At 68.7% G+C, this 17,304-nt stretch carries 16 protein-coding genes; 10 read left to right on the top strand and 6 right to left on the bottom strand.

What is annotated here, in order from left to right:
* Positions 1-72: 72 nt before the first annotated feature.
* Entirely contained in the window at positions 73-1,635 is a 1,563-nt protein-coding gene (locus ABIC51_RS38075; RefSeq protein ID WP_175898209.1) for a class I adenylate-forming enzyme family protein, read from the top strand.
* Between the two features lie 48 nt (positions 1,636-1,683).
* On the opposite strand, the gene xerD is transcribed toward ABIC51_RS38075, so the two are convergent.
* The 3 genes from xerD to queG all read right to left on the bottom strand — a co-directional run bounded on the left by xerD (position 1,684) and on the right by queG (position 4,389).
* A complete protein-coding gene (gene xerD, locus ABIC51_RS38070; protein ID WP_059692602.1) occupies positions 1,684-2,634 on the bottom strand; it encodes a site-specific tyrosine recombinase XerD in 951 nt (316 codons plus the stop codon).
* Positions 2,634-3,101, bottom strand: a complete 468-nt coding sequence (locus ABIC51_RS38065; RefSeq protein ID WP_027789275.1) for a methylated-DNA--[protein]-cysteine S-methyltransferase — start codon at positions 3,099-3,101, stop codon at positions 2,634-2,636. The genes xerD and ABIC51_RS38065 overlap by 1 nt, the downstream gene beginning before the upstream one ends.
* A 64-nt stretch (positions 3,102-3,165) precedes the next feature.
* A complete protein-coding gene (gene queG / locus ABIC51_RS38060; protein WP_354007009.1) occupies positions 3,166-4,389 on the bottom strand; it encodes a tRNA epoxyqueuosine(34) reductase QueG in 1,224 nt (407 codons plus the stop codon).
* 17 nt (positions 4,390-4,406) lie between these two features.
* Here queG and tsaE point away from each other — a divergent pair, with 17 nt between their 5' ends.
* Together tsaE and ABIC51_RS38050 are read left to right on the top strand one after the other, a co-directional pair.
* A complete protein-coding gene (tsaE, locus tag ABIC51_RS38055; RefSeq protein ID WP_027789273.1) occupies positions 4,407-4,961 on the top strand; it encodes a tRNA (adenosine(37)-N6)-threonylcarbamoyltransferase complex ATPase subunit type 1 TsaE in 555 nt (184 codons plus the stop codon).
* A complete protein-coding gene (locus ABIC51_RS38050) occupies positions 4,943-6,469 on the top strand; it encodes an N-acetylmuramoyl-L-alanine amidase (RefSeq protein ID WP_175861868.1) in 1,527 nt (508 codons plus the stop codon). Before tsaE ends, ABIC51_RS38050 begins: the two co-directional genes overlap by 19 nt.
* 64 nt (positions 6,470-6,533) lie before the next feature.
* Here the strand turns inward: ABIC51_RS38050 and ABIC51_RS38045 are convergent, their stop codons facing one another.
* A complete protein-coding gene (locus ABIC51_RS38045; protein WP_027789271.1) occupies positions 6,534-7,412 on the bottom strand; it encodes an EamA family transporter in 879 nt (292 codons plus the stop codon).
* Positions 7,413-7,675: 263 nt separating this feature from the next.
* Here ABIC51_RS38045 and ABIC51_RS38040 point away from each other — a divergent pair, with 263 nt between their 5' ends.
* Together ABIC51_RS38040 and trxA are read left to right on the top strand one after the other, a co-directional pair.
* Positions 7,676-8,557, top strand: coding sequence for a pirin family protein (locus ABIC51_RS38040; protein ID WP_021162553.1), 882 nt, complete (start codon positions 7,676-7,678; stop codon positions 8,555-8,557).
* A 52-nt stretch (positions 8,558-8,609) separates the two neighbouring features.
* Entirely contained in the window at positions 8,610-9,458 is an 849-nt protein-coding gene (gene trxA / locus ABIC51_RS38035) for a thioredoxin (protein ID WP_175852490.1), read from the top strand.
* 127 nt (positions 9,459-9,585) lie between these two features.
* Here the strand turns inward: trxA and ABIC51_RS38030 are convergent, their stop codons facing one another.
* On the bottom strand, positions 9,586-10,443 hold the full coding sequence (locus ABIC51_RS38030; protein ID WP_027789269.1) for a tRNA threonylcarbamoyladenosine dehydratase: 858 nt from the start codon (positions 10,441-10,443) through the stop codon (positions 9,586-9,588).
* Between the two features lie 128 nt (positions 10,444-10,571).
* Here ABIC51_RS38030 and pdxH point away from each other — a divergent pair, with 128 nt between their 5' ends.
* From pdxH to ABIC51_RS38015, 3 genes are all read left to right on the top strand, one after another.
* Positions 10,572-11,216, top strand: coding sequence for a pyridoxamine 5'-phosphate oxidase (gene pdxH, locus ABIC51_RS38025; protein ID WP_027789268.1), 645 nt, complete (start codon positions 10,572-10,574; stop codon positions 11,214-11,216).
* Positions 11,217-11,337: 121 nt separating this feature from the next.
* A complete protein-coding gene (locus ABIC51_RS38020; protein ID WP_059692609.1) occupies positions 11,338-12,558 on the top strand; it encodes a class I SAM-dependent methyltransferase in 1,221 nt (406 codons plus the stop codon).
* Between the two features lie 23 nt (positions 12,559-12,581).
* Positions 12,582-13,871: a DUF72 domain-containing protein gene (locus tag ABIC51_RS38015; RefSeq protein WP_175863515.1), complete on the top strand. Its 1,290-nt coding sequence runs from the start codon at positions 12,582-12,584 to the stop codon at positions 13,869-13,871.
* Between the two features lie 34 nt (positions 13,872-13,905).
* On the opposite strand, the gene msrA is transcribed toward ABIC51_RS38015, so the two are convergent.
* Positions 13,906-14,466 carry a peptide-methionine (S)-S-oxide reductase MsrA gene (gene msrA / locus ABIC51_RS38010; RefSeq protein ID WP_041492935.1) on the bottom strand — a complete coding sequence of 187 codons (561 nt, stop codon included), beginning with the start codon at positions 14,464-14,466 and terminating at the stop codon, positions 13,906-13,908.
* 583 nt (positions 14,467-15,049) lie between these two features.
* Here msrA and ABIC51_RS38005 point away from each other — a divergent pair.
* Together ABIC51_RS38005 and ABIC51_RS38000 are read left to right on the top strand one after the other, a co-directional pair.
* The gene (locus ABIC51_RS38005; RefSeq protein ID WP_354007008.1) at positions 15,050-16,456 is read left to right on the top strand and encodes a selenium-binding protein SBP56-related protein; all 1,407 of its coding nucleotides are present in this window, start codon (positions 15,050-15,052) and stop codon (positions 16,454-16,456) included.
* Positions 16,453-17,118 carry a hypothetical protein gene (locus tag ABIC51_RS38000; RefSeq protein ID WP_060359531.1) on the top strand — a complete coding sequence of 222 codons (666 nt, stop codon included), beginning with the start codon at positions 16,453-16,455 and terminating at the stop codon, positions 17,116-17,118. The genes ABIC51_RS38005 and ABIC51_RS38000 overlap by 4 nt, the downstream gene beginning before the upstream one ends.
* The last annotated feature ends 186 nt before the right edge of the window (positions 17,119-17,304 follow it).

The following is a 17,304-nucleotide window of genomic DNA, read 5'->3' as shown; positions in this document are numbered from 1 at the left end:
GCGCACGCGCCGTCATGGCACGATCGTTCGCCAACGTCGTCGGCCGCCGCCCGCCCCTTTTCTGGAGACGCCATGTCCTCGCCCCTCCGTTCTTCCGAGCCGCTCGACGTCGATGCACTGCTCGCCGCGCTGCCTTGCCGCATCGCCGACGTGCCCGCACGCCGGGCCGCCCAGGCACCCGAGCATCCGGCGCTGATCGAGGACGCACGCAGGCTGTCGTACGGCGACCTGTCGCAAGCCGTCGATGCGGCGGCCGCGCTGCTCGCCAGCCTCGGCGTGCAAGGCGGCGACCGCGTGATGATCGTCGCCGAAAACTGCGTCGCGCAGATCGTGCTGCTGTTCGCGGTCGCCCGCCTCGACGCGTGGGCGCTCGTCTCGAACGCGCGATTGTCGACCGGCGAACTCGACGCGATCGCCGCGCACGCGCGCCCGAAGCTGATCGCGTTCACCACCGACGTATCGCCCGACGCACGCACGCATGCCGCGCGGCACGGCGCGACAGCTGCCGGCGCACTGCCGGTCGACATCGGCGCGTGGTCGTATCGCGTCGACGCGAGCGCGCCGGGCGAACCTGTCGCCGCCGACGGCGCCGCGCAATGCGCGGCGCTGATCTACACGACCGGTACGACCGGCACGCCGAAAGGCGTGATGCTGTCGCATCGCAACCTGCTGTTCATCGCGGCGACATCGAGCGCGCTGCGCCGCGTGTCGCCCGACGACGTCGTCTACACGGTGCTGCCCGTGTCGCACGTGTACGGGCTCGCGTCGGTCTGCCTCGGCAGCCTGTACGCGGGCGCGACGCTGCGGCTTGCGCCGCGCTTCTCGCCGGAAGCCGTGCGCGTCGCGCTCGCCGACGAAGGCGTCACGATCTTCCAGGGCGTGCCCGCGATGCACGCGAAGCTGCTCGAACACCTGCACACGCACGGCCACGCATGGCACGCACCGCGCCTGCGCTTCGCGTATTCGGGCGGCTCGCCGCTCGACACGAACCTGAAGGCACGCGTCGAGCGCCTGTATGGCGTGCCGCTGCACAACGGCTACGGAATGACCGAGAGCAGCCCGACGATCACGCAGACACCGCTCGACGCGCCACGCACCGACAGCTCGGTCGGCGTGCCGATTCCCGGTGTGGAGATGCGGATCGTCGCGCCGGACGGCACCGACGTGCCGCCCGGCGAAGTCGGCGAGATTCGCGTACGCGGGCCGAACGTGATGCTCGGCTACTACCGCAACGCGGACGCCACCCGCGCGGCCGTGTCGCCGGACGGCTGGCTGAGCACCGGCGATCTCGCGCGGCAGGAGGCGGACGGCGCGGTGACGATCGCGGGCCGCAGCAAGGAGCTGATCATCCGCTCGGGCTTCAACGTCTATCCGGTCGAAGTCGAGCAGGTGCTGAACGCGCACCCTGACGTCGTGCAGGCAGCCGTCATCGGCCGTGCGATCGAAGGCAACGAGGAAGTGCTCGCGTTCGTCGAACGGGTGCCCGGCGCGACCGCCGACGAAGCGGCGCTGCACGCATGGTGCGCGGAGCGGCTCGCGCCTTACAAGCGCCCCGCGCATATCCGCGTCCTCGACGCGTTGCCGGCCGCATCGACGGGCAAGGTGCTGAAGCACAAGCTGCGCGAGCTGGTCTGACGCAGGCAGGCCGGTGCGCGCACCGGAGCCTGCGCAGCGAAACGTGCGCTAACCGCGCGGATGGTGTTGCGCGTGCAGCGTCTTCAACCGCTCGCGCGCGACGTGCGTATAGATCTGCGTGGTCGAGATGTCGCTGTGACCGAGCAGCAATTGCACGACGCGCAGGTCGGCGCCGTGGTTCAGCAAGTGCGTCGCGAACGCATGCCGCAGCGTGTGCGGCGACAGGTGGGCGCGCACGTCCGCGTGCTGCGCGTGACGCTTGATGATGTTCCAGAACTGCTGGCGCGTCATCCCGTCGCCGCGTGCGGTCACGAACAGCGCGTCAGCCGCGCGCGCGCCGAGCAGCGCCGGCCGCGCATCGCGCAGATAGCGCTCGATCCAGCCGTGCGCGACTTCGCCGAACGGCACGAGCCGCTCCTTCGAGCCCTTGCCCATCACGCGCACGACGCCCTCGTTGAGCCCGACCTCGACGGTCTTCAGCGTCACGAGTTCGCTCACGCGCAATCCGCTCGCATACATCAGCTCGAGCATCGTGCGATCGCGCAGGCCGAGCGGCGTGTCGATGTCGGGCGCGCCGAGCAGCGCCTCGACCTGCGCCTCCGACAACGTCGACGGAAACCGGGCCGCCTGTTTCGCGGACGAGATCCGCAGCGTCGGGTCGGCGCTCGCGCGATGCTCGCGCACGGCCCAGCCGTAATAGCGCCGGAACACGGACAGCCGCCGGTTCGACGACGTCGCCTTGCCGTCGCTGCGCGCGGCGATGTAGCCCGTCACCATCGCTTCGTCGACCGAATCGAGCGACGTGTCGTGGGTCGCGGCGAGCCATTGGGAAAACAGCACCAGATCGCGCCGGTAAGCATCGAGCGTGTTGCGCGCGAGCCCGTGCTCGAGCCACAGCGCATCGCAAAACACGTCGATCGATGCGCGGCTCGCGAGCAGCGCGGGGGACGCCGCGGCGGCATCGCCGTCGGCTTCGGGGGAAATCAGCGATTCACTCATCAGTACGGCACGCCCTCGTGCGCCAGCAGCCAGCGCTTCACTTTCTGGTAATACCCGTTGTCGTCGTGGTTCGCGAAACCGCCGAGGCCGCCCGCCGCGACGACGCGATGGCACGGGATCACGAGCGGGAAGTAGTTCGCGCCGCACGCCTGGCCGACCGCGCGCGGCGCGCTGCCGATCCGCTTCGCGACCTGGCCGTAGGTCAGCACCGCGCCGGGCGGGATATCGCTGATCACGTCCCACACGCGGTGCTGGAACGCGCTGCCGACCTCGGCGAGCGGCAGGTCGAAGCGCGCCGACGCGCGCGCGAAGTAACGTTCGATCTGCTTGACCGCGCGCTTCGCGAGCGGCGAATCCGGATCGACCGGCTTCACCGATTCGGGCAGATAGACGATCTCGCGCACCACCGCGGCATCCGTGCGGATGCCGATCTTGCCGAACGGTGCGTCGATGACTGCATTGAACATGGCCCTCTCCTGACCGATGGATGCGCGCGGCAGCGCCGCGCGCCGACGACACTTTACGCCGCCGTCACACGGCACGCAGCGCCCATTCGACATGCTCGCGCACGACCGGCGACGGATCGTCGGCCCGCGCGCGCAACGCATCGACGATCGCATCGCGCGCCTGCGGCGCGAGCCGGCCCTCACCCGCGCGCAGCGCGTTGCCGAGCCCGACCGCGAGATTGCGCAGCCAGCTTTCGTAGCCGATGCGCCGGATCGCACTGCCCTGCATCCGCGTATCGAACGTGTCCGCATCCCACGCGAACAGCTCGACGAGCGTCGCGCGGTCGAGGCCGTGCCGCACGTCGAAATCGGCGACGGGCGCGGCCTGCGCGAACTTGTTCCACGGGCACACGAGCTGGCAATCGTCGCAGCCGTACACGCGATTGCCGATCATCGGCCGCAGCGGCTCGGGGATGCTGCCTTTCAGTTCGATCGTCAGGTACGAGATGCAGCGGCGCGCGTCGACGCCGTACGGCTCGACGATCGCGCCGGTCGGGCATGCGTCGATGCAGCGCGTGCAACTGCCGCAGTGGGCGCCGGGCGTCTCGGGCGCGGTGTCGGGCGATGTGTGCGCGTCGGTCGGCAGCGGAACGTCGACGTAGATCTCGCCGAGGAAGAACAGCGAACCCGCATCGCGCTGCAGCAGCAGCGTATGCTTGCCGCGCCAGCCGACGCCGGCCTTCTGCGCAAGCTCGACCTCGAGCACGGGCGCCGAATCGGTGAACACGCGGTAGCCGAACGCGCCGATCGCCTGCTCGATGCGCTCGGCGAGCGTCTGCAGCCGGTTGCGCAGCACCTTGTGATAGTCGCGGCCGCGCGCATAGATCGACACGACGGCCGCCTGCGGATCGTTGAGCCGGGCCTGTTCGCGCGCGCGCCAGTCGTGCGGTGCGAGTGCGCCGGGCGCACCGTCAGCGAGTGTTTGAGCCGGCAAATAGGCGAGCCGCGCGGAGATCACGCGTCGCGTACCGGCCACAAGTTCGGCCGGACGCGCGCGTTTCATCCCATGTTTCGCCATATAATCCATTTCGCCGTGGTATCCGGCTTCCAGCCAGGCGGCGAGGCCTGCTTCGGCATCCGAGAGATCGGTATCGCTGATGCCGATCGCCCCGAAACCCAATTCGCGCCCCCACGCCCTGATGCGCGCGGCGAGCGCAGTCAACGCCGCATCGTCGAGCGCGCACGGTGCCGCGCCTTCGGCACGAGTCGAAGGCCTGTCGGATGCGGCGAGTTCCGGTAATCGGTTCATCGCACTATTTTACGAGAATGCCAGCCACGCCCAGCCAACCGCCTCACGACGCCATGCTGCCCGCCCTGCTCGCGGAGCGCGTGATCGCGCTCGCCGACGAAGCGGCGACCGAGGCTTTCGGCACCCGCTTCGCGCACGCGCTCGACGCGGCGCGCATCGAGCTCGCCCGCGCGCATGCGTTCGACGGGCTGCAGATCCAGCTGGTCGGCGACCTCGGCGCGGGCAAGACGTCCCTCGTGCGCGCCATCCTGCGCGGCCTCGGCCACACGGGGCGCGTGCGCAGCCCGACCTATACGCTCGTCGAGCCGTACGCACTCGAACGCGAGGATGGGGAACTCGAGGTCTATCACTTCGATCTGTATCGTTTCAACGATCCGGCCGAATGGTCCGACGCAGGCTTTCGCGAATATTTCAATTCCAGCGCGATCTGCCTCGTCGAATGGCCACAACAGGCGGGCACGCTGCTCGGCGTACCCGATCTGGTTTTCTCGCTCGACGTGGATGGCGACGGCCGCGTCCTCACCGTCCGGGCGTACAGCGCTTCAGGAAAGGCATGTCTCGAAAGATGTTGATCAAACCGTTCCGCTCAATCGAATCGGCGGCCACCGCGACGCACAACTGGCGGCGTCGCCAAATCCTGCGCGCGGGCGCGTCGACGCTGGTGCTCGGTCTCGTCGCGCCGCGGCTCGCGCACGCGTCGTCGGTGCTCGGCGTGCGCGTGTGGCCCGCACGCGATTACACGCGCGTCACGATCGAATCCGACCAGCCGCTGCAGAATACCCAACAGTTGCTACAGGGTCCCGACCGCCTCGTCGTCGACCTGAGCGGCCTCGATCTCGACCAGGCGCTGCGCGATCTCGTGTCGAAGATCGCGCCGAACGATCCGCAGATCCAGTCGGTGCGCGTCGGCCAGTATCAGCCGCACGTCGTGCGGATGGTGTTCGACCTGAAAGGTTCGGTGAAGCCGCAGGTGTTCACGCTGCCGCCGGTCGGCGCCTACAAGTACCGGCTCGTGTTCGACCTGTATCCGGCCGTCGCGCCCGATCCGCTGTCCGACCTGATCGCGCAGACGGAACGCAAGGAACAGGCGCTCAACGACACCGCGCGCGCGCAGCAGATGCAGCCGCCGTCCACGCTGGCCGGCCCGGGCACCCCGCCGCCCGCCGCGGGCGACAACAGCGATGCGTTCTTCCAGCGCTTCGCGCAGAACACGCCGGCCACGCCGCACACGCCGCCCGCCGCCGGCACGCCCTCGACGCCCGCGAAGCCGGCCGTCAAGCCGCCGCCGGTCATCGCGCGCCGCGACGACAGCGACGACGACGGCGACACCTACAAGTTCACCGCACCGAAATCCGGCAAGGGCGGCACCGTGCGCCTGCTGACGGTGGCGATCGATCCGGGCCACGGCGGCGAGGATCCGGGCGCGATCGGCGGCGGCGGCACGTACGAGAAGCACATCGCGCTCGACATCGCGAAGAAGCTGCGCGCGAAGATCGACGGCGCGCCGAACATGCGCGCGATGATGACGCGCGACGCCGACTTCTTCGTGCCGCTGAACGTGCGCGTGCAGAAGGCGCGCCGCGTGGGCGCGGATCTCTTCGTGTCGATCCATGCGGACGCGTTCACGACGCCGTCCGCGCGCGGCTCGTCGGTGTTCGCGCTGTCCGATCACGGCGCGACGAGTGCCGCGGCGCGCTGGATGGCGAACAAGGAAAATTCATCCGACCTGATCGGCGGCATCAACATCAAGACGGCGGATGCGGCCGTGAACCGCGCGCTGTTCGACATGTCGACGACCGCGCAGATCCGCGACTCGCTGCGCTACGGCAACTATGTGCTGAAGGAAGTCGGCGGCATCAACAAGCTGCACAAGGGCTCGGTCGAACAGGCCGGGTTCGCGGTGCTGAAGGCTCCCGACATTCCGTCGATCCTCGTCGAGACCGCGTTCATCAGCAACCCGGAAGAGGAGAGCCGGCTGAACGACGACAGCTATCGCGACCAGATGGCCGACGCGATCTTCCGCGGCATCAAGCGCTATTTCGCCGCGAATCCGCCGCTCGCTAAGAGCCGGATGGCCTGACGGCCGTATCCAGTCATACTCGGCCACCCCGCCCCGCCGCCGGCACGCACTGCGTGCCGGCGCGTCACGATGCCGCGAAGCGGCGCATCAGTTTCCCGCCGAACACGTTCACCGCGAGCCCGCCCATCACGAGCGCCGTGCCGATCAGCTGCGCGCGCGTCAGATGCTCGTCGAGCAGCAGCGCCGACGAAGCCAGGCCGACGATCGGCACCAGCAGCGAGAATTGCGCGACCTGCGCGGCCGGATAGCGCGACAGCAGGCGGCTCCAGAGCCCGTAGCCGAGCAGCGTCGCGACGAACGCGAGATAGACGACCGCGAAGATCGACGCCCCGTTCAGCCCGGCGAGCGCGGTCGCGATCCGCTGCGGCCCTTCGAACCACAGCGACAGCAGGAAGAACGGCACGGGCGGCACGAGGCTCGCCCACACGACGAGCGACACGAGGTTCGCCCGGCCGACCTTCTTCGTGACGATGTTGCCGAACGCCCACATCGCGGCCGAACAGATCGTCAGCAGGAAGCCCGCGAGCGTCATTGCGCGGCCGCCCTGCGCCGCGATCACGACGAGCCCGCCCGCGGCGATCGCGAGCCCGAGCAGGTTCTGCATGCGCAGCCGCTCGCCGAGGAACAGCATCGCGAACACGAGCGTGAAGAATGCCTGCGACTGCAGCACGAGCGACGCGAGGCCGGCGGGCATGCCGACGTACATGCCGGTGAACAGGAACACGAACTGGCCGAGCTGGATCGTCGCGCCGTACAGCACCAGCAGGCGCCACGGAATCTGCGGCCGGCGCACGAAGAACACCGCGGGCACGGCCGCGAGCGTGAAGCGCAGCGCGCCCAGCAGCATCGGCGGCATGCCGTGCAGGCCGACCTTGATCACGACGAAGTTCACGCCCCACGCCAGGATCACGACCAGCGCAAGCAGCAAGTCCTTCGGGGCCATCATCGGCGTCTCCTCGATTGTCGAATCGTTGTGCAAGATGTTCTCGAACCCTGTCGCTTCGCGCCAGGCTCCCGAAGAGGCGATCCATCAAAGGGATTGCCTGCGGGGCAGAAAATACCGGGACGGCCCGGCGTTTTCCCGGGAAGCCGGTCAGTCTACCGGGTTTCGGCACCCGGCCCGATACCCGCGCGGCGCGAATGGAATCGGCGGCGGACGGCCAGTACAATGACCGGCATCTCCTCCGCCGCCCCACAGGATCCGCCATGACCGCCCCGATCAAAGCCCTGCTGAAGCCGCACGTGCGCGACATCGGCAACCTGCAGGTGCGCCGCACGCTGCCCGCACTCGCCGCACGCCTCGTCGGCCCGTTCATCTTCTTCGATCACATGGGACCCGCCACGCTGCCGCCCGGCACGGGGCTCGACGTGCGGCCGCACCCGCACATCGGTCTCGCCACCGTCACCTACCTGTTCGACGGCGCGATCCTGCACCGCGACAGCCTCGGATCGCTGCAGGAGATCGTGCCGGGCGACGTGAACTGGATGACGGCCGGCCGCGGGATCGTCCACTCCGAACGCACGCCCGACGCGCAGCGCGAAAACGGCCACACCGTGCACGGGATCCAGACCTGGGTCGCACTGCCGCGCGCGCACGAGACGACCGAGCCGTCGTTCGAGCACCATCCGGCCGACACGCTGCCGAAGCGCAACGAGGACGGCGTGTCGCTGACGGTGATCGCCGGCGATGCGTTCGGGCTGCGCTCGCCGGTCACGACGTTCTCGCGCACGCTGTATGTCGCGGCCGAATTCGCGGCCGGCGGCCGCCTCGAACTCGACGCATCGCACGAGGAGCGCGCGGTCTACGTGGTCGACGGCGAGCTCGCGATCGACGGCACGCCGGTACCCGCCGAGCAGATGGCCGTGCTCGCGCCCGGTGCCGCAGTCACGCTGACGAGCGGCAGCGGCGCGCGCGCGATGCTGCTCGGCGGCGACAAGATCGACGGCGAACGCTTCATCGAATGGAACTTCGTCGCCAGCAGCCGCGAAGCGATCGAACGCGCGAAAGAAGCATGGACGCGCCAGGAAATGGGCAAGGTGCCGGGCGAGACCGAGTGGATTCCGCTGCCCGAGTCGAAGCCGCGTTGAAAAAGGGGCGCTCCGCCCCCATCCTGACGACATTCGAACGAAAGAGAACGACATGGACACCACGCTTGCCACATTCGAGAAAGACGTCATCGAGGCGTCGCTGGACGCCCCCGTGCTGGTCGACTTCTGGGCGCCGTGGTGCGGCCCATGCAAGACGCTCGGCCCGCTGCTGGAAAAACTCGAAGGCGATTACGAAGGCCGCTGGAAGCTCGTGAAGGTCAACGTCGACGAGAACCAGGAACTCGCCGCGCACTTCCAGACCCGCAGCATCCCGCACGTGATCGCGTTCGCCGACGGGCGCCCGGTCGACCAGTTCGTCGGCGTGCTGCCCGAAGGCCAGCTGCGCGCCTTTCTCGACCGGCTGCTGCCGGCCCCCGAGGAAGCCGAACGGCGCGCCGCGCAATACGCGATCGCCGAAGAGCGCCACGACGACGCGCTCACGCACCTCGAGGCGGCGCTCGCGCTGAATCCCGGCTTCGACGACGCACGCCTCGACCTGATCGAACTGCTGCTCGCGAGCAACCAGATCGACGCCGCGCGCGCCGAGACGGAACGCCTGTCGCCGCAGACCGTGCAAGGCGGCGACCCGCGCTACCAGGCGATCAAGACTCGTTTCGACGCCCTCGAAGCCACGGCCGACCTGCCGCCGACCGACGCACTCGAAGCGCGCATCGCGGCCAACCCGGCCGATCTCGACGCGCGCTTCGATCTCGCGCAGAGCCTGATCGCGCGGCGTGCGTATGAAGGGGCGCTGGAACAGTTGCTGGAAATCGTCACGCGCGACCGCGCGTACGGCGACGATCTCGGCCGCCGCACGATGATCTCGGTATTCGAGCTGGCCGGCGACCGCCCGGACCTCGTCGCCGGATGGCGGCGCAAGCTGAGCATGGCGCTCAACTGAGGGACGACCGGCCGGGCCGCAACGGCCCGGCTGCGTAACAGCCCGACTGCATAACAGCCCCGCATCGCATGCGGCGCGGCGCGCATCACGCGCTGCGGCATCGCGCCCGCGCCCGCGTGTCGCGCGCTCAGCCGGCGGCCTGCGCCGCGATCGCGCGCAGCGCATGCGCGGCGGCCGCGAAGCCGAAGCTCGCGGTCACGCACACGCTCGAACCGAATCCCGCACAGTTGAGCCCCGCGACGTGCGCGGCCGCGGACGGCTCCGCACCGTCCTCGAGATCGCAGGCGGCCGCTTCCGGATAGATCAGCGGCTCGTCCGAATACACGGCGCTGACCTTGAAACGCGCCTTCGGCCCGCGCGGAAAGCCGTGCTGCTTGCGCAACTGCGCGCGCACCTTCGACAGCAGCGGATCCTGGATCGTCAGCGCGAGATCGTCGATCCGGATGCGCGTCGGGTCGAGCTGGCCGCCCGCGCCGCCGACCACGACGAGCGGCTGACGCTTCGCGACGCACCACGCGATCAGCGCGACCTTCGTGCGCACGCTGTCGATCGCGTCGATCACGTAGTCGAAACCGCCGCCGAGCAGCGCATCGAAGTTGTCGGGCTCGACGAAATCCTCGATCCGGTTCACGCGGCACGCGGGATCGATCAGCGCGATCCGCTCGGCCATCGCGTCGACCTTCGGCTTGCCGTAATTGCCGTCGAGCGCGTGGATCTGCCGGTTCGTATTGCTTTCCGCGACGTTGTCGAGATCGATCAGCGTGAGCGTGCCGACCGCGTTGCGTGCGAGCGCCTCGGCCACCCACGACCCGACGCCGCCGATCCCGATCACCGCGACGTGCGCGCGCTCGAACGCGGCGGCGGCCGGCGCGCCGTACAGCCGCGCGACGCCGCCGAAGCGCCGCGCGCGATCCACGTCAAGCTGGATTTCCGGGGTCGGGGTAAGATCAGAAGAACTGGGCGGGGCGGTGTCGGCGGCGGGCATGGCAGCAAGGAAAACGTAAGTCGTGCAGCCCTCTATTTTGCCTGAACTCCCCGCTCGCACGCGCCACTGTGCACGCACGTTTCTTGCGCGTTGGCTACAATGGTTCCAGATTGAAGCGTTTGCATAACATGACGACTCTCGCCGATCTCCGCATCAATTATTCGCGTGCTTCGCTCGACGAAGCCGATGTCGCCCACGACCCCTTCGCCCAGTTCGACCGCTGGTTCAAGGAGGCGCTTGCCGCCAAGCTGCCCGAGCCGAACACGATGACGCTCGCGACCGTCGGCGCCGACGGCCGGCCCTCGGCACGCATCGTGCTCATCAAGGGCGTCGACGAACGCGGGTTCGTCTTCTTCACCAATTACGAAAGCCGCAAGGGGCACGACCTCGCCGCGCATCCGCAGGCAGCGCTGCTGTTCTACTGGATCGAGCTCGAGCGCCAGGTGCGCATCGAAGGCCGGATCGAGAAAACCAGCGCCGAGGAAAGCGACCGCTATTTCGCGTCGCGCCCGCTCGGCTCGCGCATCGGCGCATGGGCGTCCGAGCAGAGCGCGGTGATCGACAGCCGCGCGACGCTCGAAGCGCAGGAAAAGGCCGTCAGCGAACGCTACGGCGACAACCCGCCGCGCCCGCCCCACTGGGGCGGCTACCGCCTCGTGCCCGACTCGATCGAGTTCTGGCAGGGCCGCCCGTCGCGGCTGCACGACCGTCTGCTCTATACGCGCGACGCCAACGCCTCGTCAGGCTGGTCGATCTCGCGCCTGTCGCCGTAAGCGCGGCGCCGGCGCACGCCGGTCGTGTCTCGTGTTGCATCCGGGCGCCCGCCGCGCAAGCCGCGGGCGCCGGTCAAGATACTTGGCTGTATTCGATTCAACGAACAAACGGAGAATCCAAATGTTCTGGGAAAAGAAGCTGGCACAGTGGGCGGACGAAGTACGGGCGAAAGCGAACATACCGGCGCGCCTCGTGCTGTGGAACGGCGACCAACTCGATTTCGGCACCTTCAGCGCGCCGCAGGTCACGCTGAAGGTGAACAGCGCGTCGGCGCTGCCGCTCTTGCTCGAACCGAGCCTCGACAATCTCGGCGAGGCCTACGTGAAGGGCAAGATCGACATTGAAGGCAAGCTGTCGGACATCATCAACATCGGCTACTCGCTCGCGCGCAGCACGGTGACGAGCGCGAGCAAGCTCGCGCGCGTGAAGCGCTACTTCAATCACACGAAGAGCACCGACAAGAAGGCGATCCAGTATCACTACGACGTCTCGAACGAGTTCTACAAGCTGTGGCTCGACGAGAACATGGTGTACTCGTGCGCCTACTTCGAGAACGGCGACGAGGATCTCGCCACCGCGCAGATCAAGAAGATCGACCACATCCTGACGAAGATCCGGCTCGAGCCCGGCCAGCGCCTGCTCGACATCGGCTGCGGCTGGGGTGCGCTCGTGCTGCGCGCCGCGCAGAAGTTCGGCGCGCAGTGCCTCGGCGTCACGCTGTCGCAGAACCAGTTCGACCTCGCGACCGCGCGCGTGAAGGCGGCCGGGCTGGAGGACAGGATCGAGATCCGGCTGCAGGACTACCGCGAGATCGACGGCCAGTTCGACCGCATCACGAGTGTCGGGATGTTCGAGCACGTCGGGCGCAAGAACCTGCCGCTCTATTTCACGCGGATTCATGACCTGCTCGTCGACGACGGCATCGCGATGAACCACGGGATCACGTCGACCGACGCGGAAAGCGGCGAAACCGCGCTCGGCGGCGGCGAGTTCATCGACCGCTACGTGTTCCCGGACGGCGAGCTGCCGCACATCAGCCTCGCGCTGGAAGCCGCGCAGCGCGGCGGACTGGAAGCGATTGACGTCGAAAGCCTGCGACGGCACTATGCGCGCACGCTCGACATCTGGACGGAAAACTTCGAGGCGAAGGCAGAAGCCGCGCGACAACTCGTCGACGACGAAAAATTCCGCATCTGGCGCGTGTATCTCGCCGGCTGCGCGTATGCGTTCGAGCACGACGACGTGTCGATCTTCCAGATCGTGTGCCGCAAGGCCGGACGCAGCGCGAAAACGCTGCCGTGGTCGCGGCGCTATATGTACGAACACGCGCTGCCGCGCTAGGCGGCGCTTCACGCTGGGCATGCATGGGTGACGGCAGGACGCGGCGCAAGGGGCCGCCGGAACGACAGCAGCACGACGACGCGCACGCGCCGCACGCCGACGGGCAATTCGACCTGTTCGGCGTGCCGGCCGACGCTGCACGCGCGTCGCCCGAGGACGACGGCCCGCCTGCCCGCACCGACGAACACGTGAAACCGGACGCGCGTGACGACGCGCAGCCGGCACCGCGCTCCCGCTCCCGTTCTTCCGACGAAACACCGCCTGCCGCTTCCGGCCTGCTGTGGGACGAACCGTCCCCGCCGGCCGCGCCGCTGAAGAAAGGCCGGCGCCGACGCGGCGTGCTGCCCGCGCCGATCGCCCCCGAGGTCGCCGACGCAGCGGCCGGCCTGCCGCCGAACGTTCGGCTCGGCACGTCGTCGTGGTACTTCCCCGGCTGGGACGGCATCGTCTACGACGGCGATTTCGCGCAGACCAAGCTGTCGCGCGAAGGGCTCGAAGCGTACGGCGCACATCCGCTGCTGAAGAGCGTGAGCCTCGACCGTTCGTTCTACGGCCCGCTGTCGGTCGCCGATTACCTGCGCTACGCGCAGCAGGTGCCCGACGATTTCCGCTTCGTCGTGAAGGCGCCGGCCTCCGTGACCGACGCGGTTATCCGCGGCCGGCGCGGCGAGCCGTCGGGGCCGAACCCGACCTTCCTCGACGCGCAGCTCGCCACCCGCGAGTTCGTGCAGCCGTGCCTCGAAGGGCTCGGCCGGAAAGCCGGCGTGCTCGTGTTCCAGTTCTCGCCGCTGCCCGACCAGCTGCTCGCGCAGCCGGCCGCGCTGATCGACCGGCTCGCCGCGTTCTTCGCGGCGCTGCCGCCGCTGCCGCGGGAAACCGACGGCACCCGCTATGCGATCGAGATTCGCGACGCGAGCCTGCTCACGCCGCGTTTCATCCGCGCGCTCGCCGCGCTCGGTGTGCGCTACTGCGTCGGCCTGCACGCGAGGATGCCCGACGCGCTGCGCCAGGCGGCCGCGCTCGCCCTGCTCGACGGCGACGCGCCGGGCCCGCTGATCGTGCGCTGGAGCCTGCACAGCGGCTTCAAGTACGAACAGGCGAAAGCGAAATACGAGCCGTTCGACAAGCTCGTCGACGAGGATCCGGCCACGCGCTCGGCGCTCGCCGAACTGGCCGCGCGCTATGCGCTGGCCGGGCAGCCGGTGATCATCACGATCAACAACAAGGCGGAAGGCTCCGCGCCGCTGTCGTGCATCGCGCTCGCACGCGAGATCGCCGCCGCGTGCGCGCAGTGGCGCAACGAGGCGGCCTGACGCCCATTTGCGCCGGCTCCCGCCGTTCCGGCGCTTACGCGCCGCGCAGCGACTTCAGCCGGTGCGAGAACTTCTGCCGGAATTTCGCGAGCTTCGGCCCGATCACGACCGAGCAGTAGCCCTGCCCCGGGTTACGCGCGTAATAGTTCTGGTGATAATCCTCGGCCGGCCAGTAGTTGCCGTCGAGCGGCACGACCTGCGTGACGATCGGCTGCCCGAACACCTGCTCGCGCTCCAGCTCGCGGATCACGTCGAGCGCCGTGTCGCGTTGCGCGTCCGAATGCGTGAACACGACCGAACGGTACTGCGTGCCGACGTCGTTGCCCTGCCGGTTCAACTGGGTCGGATCGTGCGTCGCGAAGAAGATCTCGAGGATCTCGCGATAGCCGATGCGCGCCGGATCGAACGTCACGTTGACGACTTCCGCGTGGCCCGTGTCGCCTTCGCAGATGTCGCGATAGCCGGGATTGCGCGTATGGCCGCCCGCGTAGCCCGACTGGACGGCCGTCACGCCGTCGACGTCGAGAAACACCGCCTCCGTGCACCAGAAACACCCGCCTCCCAATGTCGCGGTTTCAAGCATCTCGTTCACCATGAAATCAGTCCTTCGTTGATGTCGGCAGCCGGCACGCATGCGCCGGCGCCACCGTTCCGTCTCGCCGCTGCCCACCCGGGGGCGGGTCGCAACGGCACTGCGGCAAGTATCTCACTCGCGCGCGAACCTGACAGGTTGCACAGGTACCGCGCACGACCGGCCGCCCGCTTTCTCGTCTACACTTAGGCACGCGCGAGCGCGGCGGCAAACCCGCTGCCTCGCGCAAAGCGCCCGATGCGTGCCCGACCCTGATGCAAACATCATCTGCCGGAACATCGATATGCATGCCTTAACAGACATCACCCGCATCACTCGCCCGGCCGTCGCCGCATCGCGGGCTGCCGCTTCGACCGTGCCACCCCCTTGCCGTACGTCCGTCTCGCCCCGCGTGCGGCGATCCGGAACACCGCCTTTCTCCGCTTTCACGATCTGATGCACGGCGCGCCGCACGTGTCGCCGACGCGTGCACCCGCCTGCCGATCGCGCCTGCCGGCACCACGCGCGCCGCGCGGCAACCCCGACCCGCACGCCCGCAACGAACGGCCGTGCGTCAACGATCCGAACCCATCGAGAGAGCATTACCATGAGCATGCGACCTGACCCGACGTTTCACGCTTCGCCCGAGCTTGCGATGCAGGCGCCGGCGGAAGAGTTTGCCTATACGTTGTTGCTGAGCCCCGATTTTTCCAGACCCGACGCGCTCGCCGTGATCGACGTGAAGCCCGGCTCGCCGACCTACGGAAAAATGGTGCATACGGTGACGATGCCGAACACCGGCGACGAGTTTCACCACTTCGGCTGGAATGCCTGTTCGTCGTCGCTGTCGCCGCTGACCGGCCATGCGTTCCTCGAACGCCGCTTCCTGATCATCCCCGGCCTGCGCTCGTCGCGCATCTACGTGATCGACACGAAGCCGCATCCGACGCAGGCGCGCATCCACAAGATCGTCGAGCCCGACGAGATCTTCTCGAAAACCGGCTATTCGCGGCCGCACACCGTTCACTGCGGCCCCGAAGGCATCTATGTGAGCACGCTTGGCGGCGCGGGCAAGGACGGCACCGACGGCGCGCCCGGCATCTTCATCATGGATTGCGAAACCTTCGACGTGCTCGGCCGCTGGGAGATCGACCGCGGCCCGCAGGACAAGCATTACGACTTCTGGTGGAACCTACCGCGCGACTACATGGTGTCGAGCGAATGGGCGCTGCCGCCGCAATTCGAGAACGGCATCGTGCCCGAGGACCTGCTCGCGAACAAATACGGGCACCGGCTGCATTTCTGGGACCTGCGCGCGCGGCGCAACGTGCAGACGATCGATCTCGGCGCGCAGCACCAGATGGCGCTCGAAGTGCGGCCCGCGCACGACCCGGTGCGCGAATACGGGTTCGTCGGCGTCGTGGTCGACACGACGAATCTCGAAGGCTCGATCTGGACCTGGTGGCGCGAAGGCGGCAAGTTCCATGTGAAGAAGACCGCGACCATCCCGGCCGAGCCGGCCGCGGCCGACGAACTGCCGCCGCTGCTGAAATCGTTCGGCGCGGTGCCGCCGCTCGTGACCGACATCGACCTGTCGCTCGACGACCGCTTCCTCTACGTGTCGTGCTGGGGCACCGGCGAGATGCGCCAGTACGACGTATCGGACCCGCACAACCCGGTGCTCGCGGGATCGGTCCGCATCGGCGGCATCGCGCGCCGTGCGCCGCACTCGAACGGCCGCGCATTCGCGGGCGGCCCGCAGATGGTCGAGATCAGCCGCGACGGCCGGCGCGTGTACTGGACCAATTCGCTCTATTCGACGTGGGACGACCAGTTTTATCCGGATGGCGTGCCGGCCGCGCAGGTGCTCGCGCATGCGGGGCCGGAAGGCGGGCTGACGCTCGCCGACGATTACTGGGTCGACTTCCCCGAAGGCTATCGCGCGCACCAGATCCGGCTCGAAGGCGGCGACTGCTCGACCGACTCGTTCTGCTATCCGTCGGTCAAGCGTTGAACGCCGGCCTTCACGCCCAGTTCGCGCTGTGGGCGGCCGTGCTCGCGAGCGGGGTGTATCACGGGCTCAACCCCGCGATGGGCTGGCCGCTCGCGGTGTCGAACGCGCTGATGACGCGCCGCGGCGGTGCACTCGTCGCGGCGCTCGGCTATCTCGCGCTCGGCCATGCGCTCGCGGTCTTCGCGGTGATGCTGCCGTTCGGGCTGCTCGCCGCGCTGCTTGCCTGGCAATCGGCGATCCGGATCGGCGCGAGCGCGCTCGTGATCGGCTTCGGCGCCGTGCTGCTGATCCGGCGCCGGCATCCGCGTGCGCTCGCGCGGATCCCGCCCGCGCGGCTCGGTCTGTGGTCGTTCGCGGTCGCGATCGCGCATGGCGCGGGGCTGATGCTGGTACCGATCTACCTCGGGCTCTGCGGGCTCGACCGGGACGCCGGCCACCGGGCGGCGGCCACGCTCGTCGATGCGCATCTCGGGATGGCGCTCGTCGTCGCGGCCGTGCATGCAATCGCGATGATCGGCGCCGGCGGCGGGCTCGCGTGGCTCGTGTACCGCTATCTCGGGCTGAAGTTCGTGTCGCGGAGCTGGTTCAATCTCGATGCGGTGTGGGCGTCGAGCCTGATCGTGACGGGCGCGCTGTCGCTCGGACTGGCGGCGGCGCAATAGATGGCGCGGGGATCGGCGGCGGGGAGATGCAACTGCGCAGGACCGCGCGGCGGCCCCGTTCGAAAAACGCGACAGAACGGCGTTGCCGGCCGCGCGCGATTGCCCGTCCTGCCGCGCGCCGCAGTGTTCGCTACGTCACCCTGCCCCCTCGATGCGCCGCCTGGCCGGGCCCGGCGGCCCCGATTC

It is taken from the genome of Burkholderia sp. 572 (genome assembly GCF_040545135.1).
GTDB classification, from domain to species: Bacteria; Pseudomonadota; Gammaproteobacteria; order Burkholderiales; family Burkholderiaceae; genus Burkholderia; species Burkholderia cepacia.
This window is presented reverse-complemented; position numbering and strand designations above follow the sequence as displayed.

What these genes read in the sequence shown, in the direction of transcription:
- ABIC51_RS38075 (WP_175898209.1), top strand. Translation starts at nt 73, where the DNA reads ATGTCCTCGCCCCTCCGTTCTTCCGAGCCGCTCGACGTCGATGCACTG.
- xerD (WP_059692602.1), bottom strand. Translation starts at nt 2,634, where the DNA reads ATGAGTGAATCGCTGATTTCCCCCGAAGCCGACGGCGATGCCGCCGCG.
- ABIC51_RS38065 (WP_027789275.1), bottom strand. Translation starts at nt 3,101, where the DNA reads ATGTTCAATGCAGTCATCGACGCACCGTTCGGCAAGATCGGCATCCGC.
- queG (WP_354007009.1), bottom strand. Translation starts at nt 4,389, where the DNA reads ATGAACCGATTACCGGAACTCGCCGCATCCGACAGGCCTTCGACTCGT.
- tsaE (WP_027789273.1), top strand. Translation starts at nt 4,407, where the DNA reads ATGCCAGCCACGCCCAGCCAACCGCCTCACGACGCCATGCTGCCCGCC.
- ABIC51_RS38050 (WP_175861868.1), top strand. Translation starts at nt 4,943, where the DNA reads ATGTCTCGAAAGATGTTGATCAAACCGTTCCGCTCAATCGAATCGGCG.
- ABIC51_RS38045 (WP_027789271.1), bottom strand. Translation starts at nt 7,412, where the DNA reads ATGGCCCCGAAGGACTTGCTGCTTGCGCTGGTCGTGATCCTGGCGTGG.
- ABIC51_RS38040 (WP_021162553.1), top strand. Translation starts at nt 7,676, where the DNA reads ATGACCGCCCCGATCAAAGCCCTGCTGAAGCCGCACGTGCGCGACATC.
- trxA (WP_175852490.1), top strand. Translation starts at nt 8,610, where the DNA reads ATGGACACCACGCTTGCCACATTCGAGAAAGACGTCATCGAGGCGTCG.
- ABIC51_RS38030 (WP_027789269.1), bottom strand. Translation starts at nt 10,443, where the DNA reads ATGCCCGCCGCCGACACCGCCCCGCCCAGTTCTTCTGATCTTACCCCG.
- pdxH (WP_027789268.1), top strand. Translation starts at nt 10,572, where the DNA reads ATGACGACTCTCGCCGATCTCCGCATCAATTATTCGCGTGCTTCGCTC.
- ABIC51_RS38020 (WP_059692609.1), top strand. Translation starts at nt 11,338, where the DNA reads ATGTTCTGGGAAAAGAAGCTGGCACAGTGGGCGGACGAAGTACGGGCG.
- ABIC51_RS38015 (WP_175863515.1), top strand. Translation starts at nt 12,582, where the DNA reads ATGGGTGACGGCAGGACGCGGCGCAAGGGGCCGCCGGAACGACAGCAG.
- msrA (WP_041492935.1), bottom strand. Translation starts at nt 14,466, where the DNA reads ATGGTGAACGAGATGCTTGAAACCGCGACATTGGGAGGCGGGTGTTTC.
- ABIC51_RS38005 (WP_354007008.1), top strand. Translation starts at nt 15,050, where the DNA reads ATGAGCATGCGACCTGACCCGACGTTTCACGCTTCGCCCGAGCTTGCG.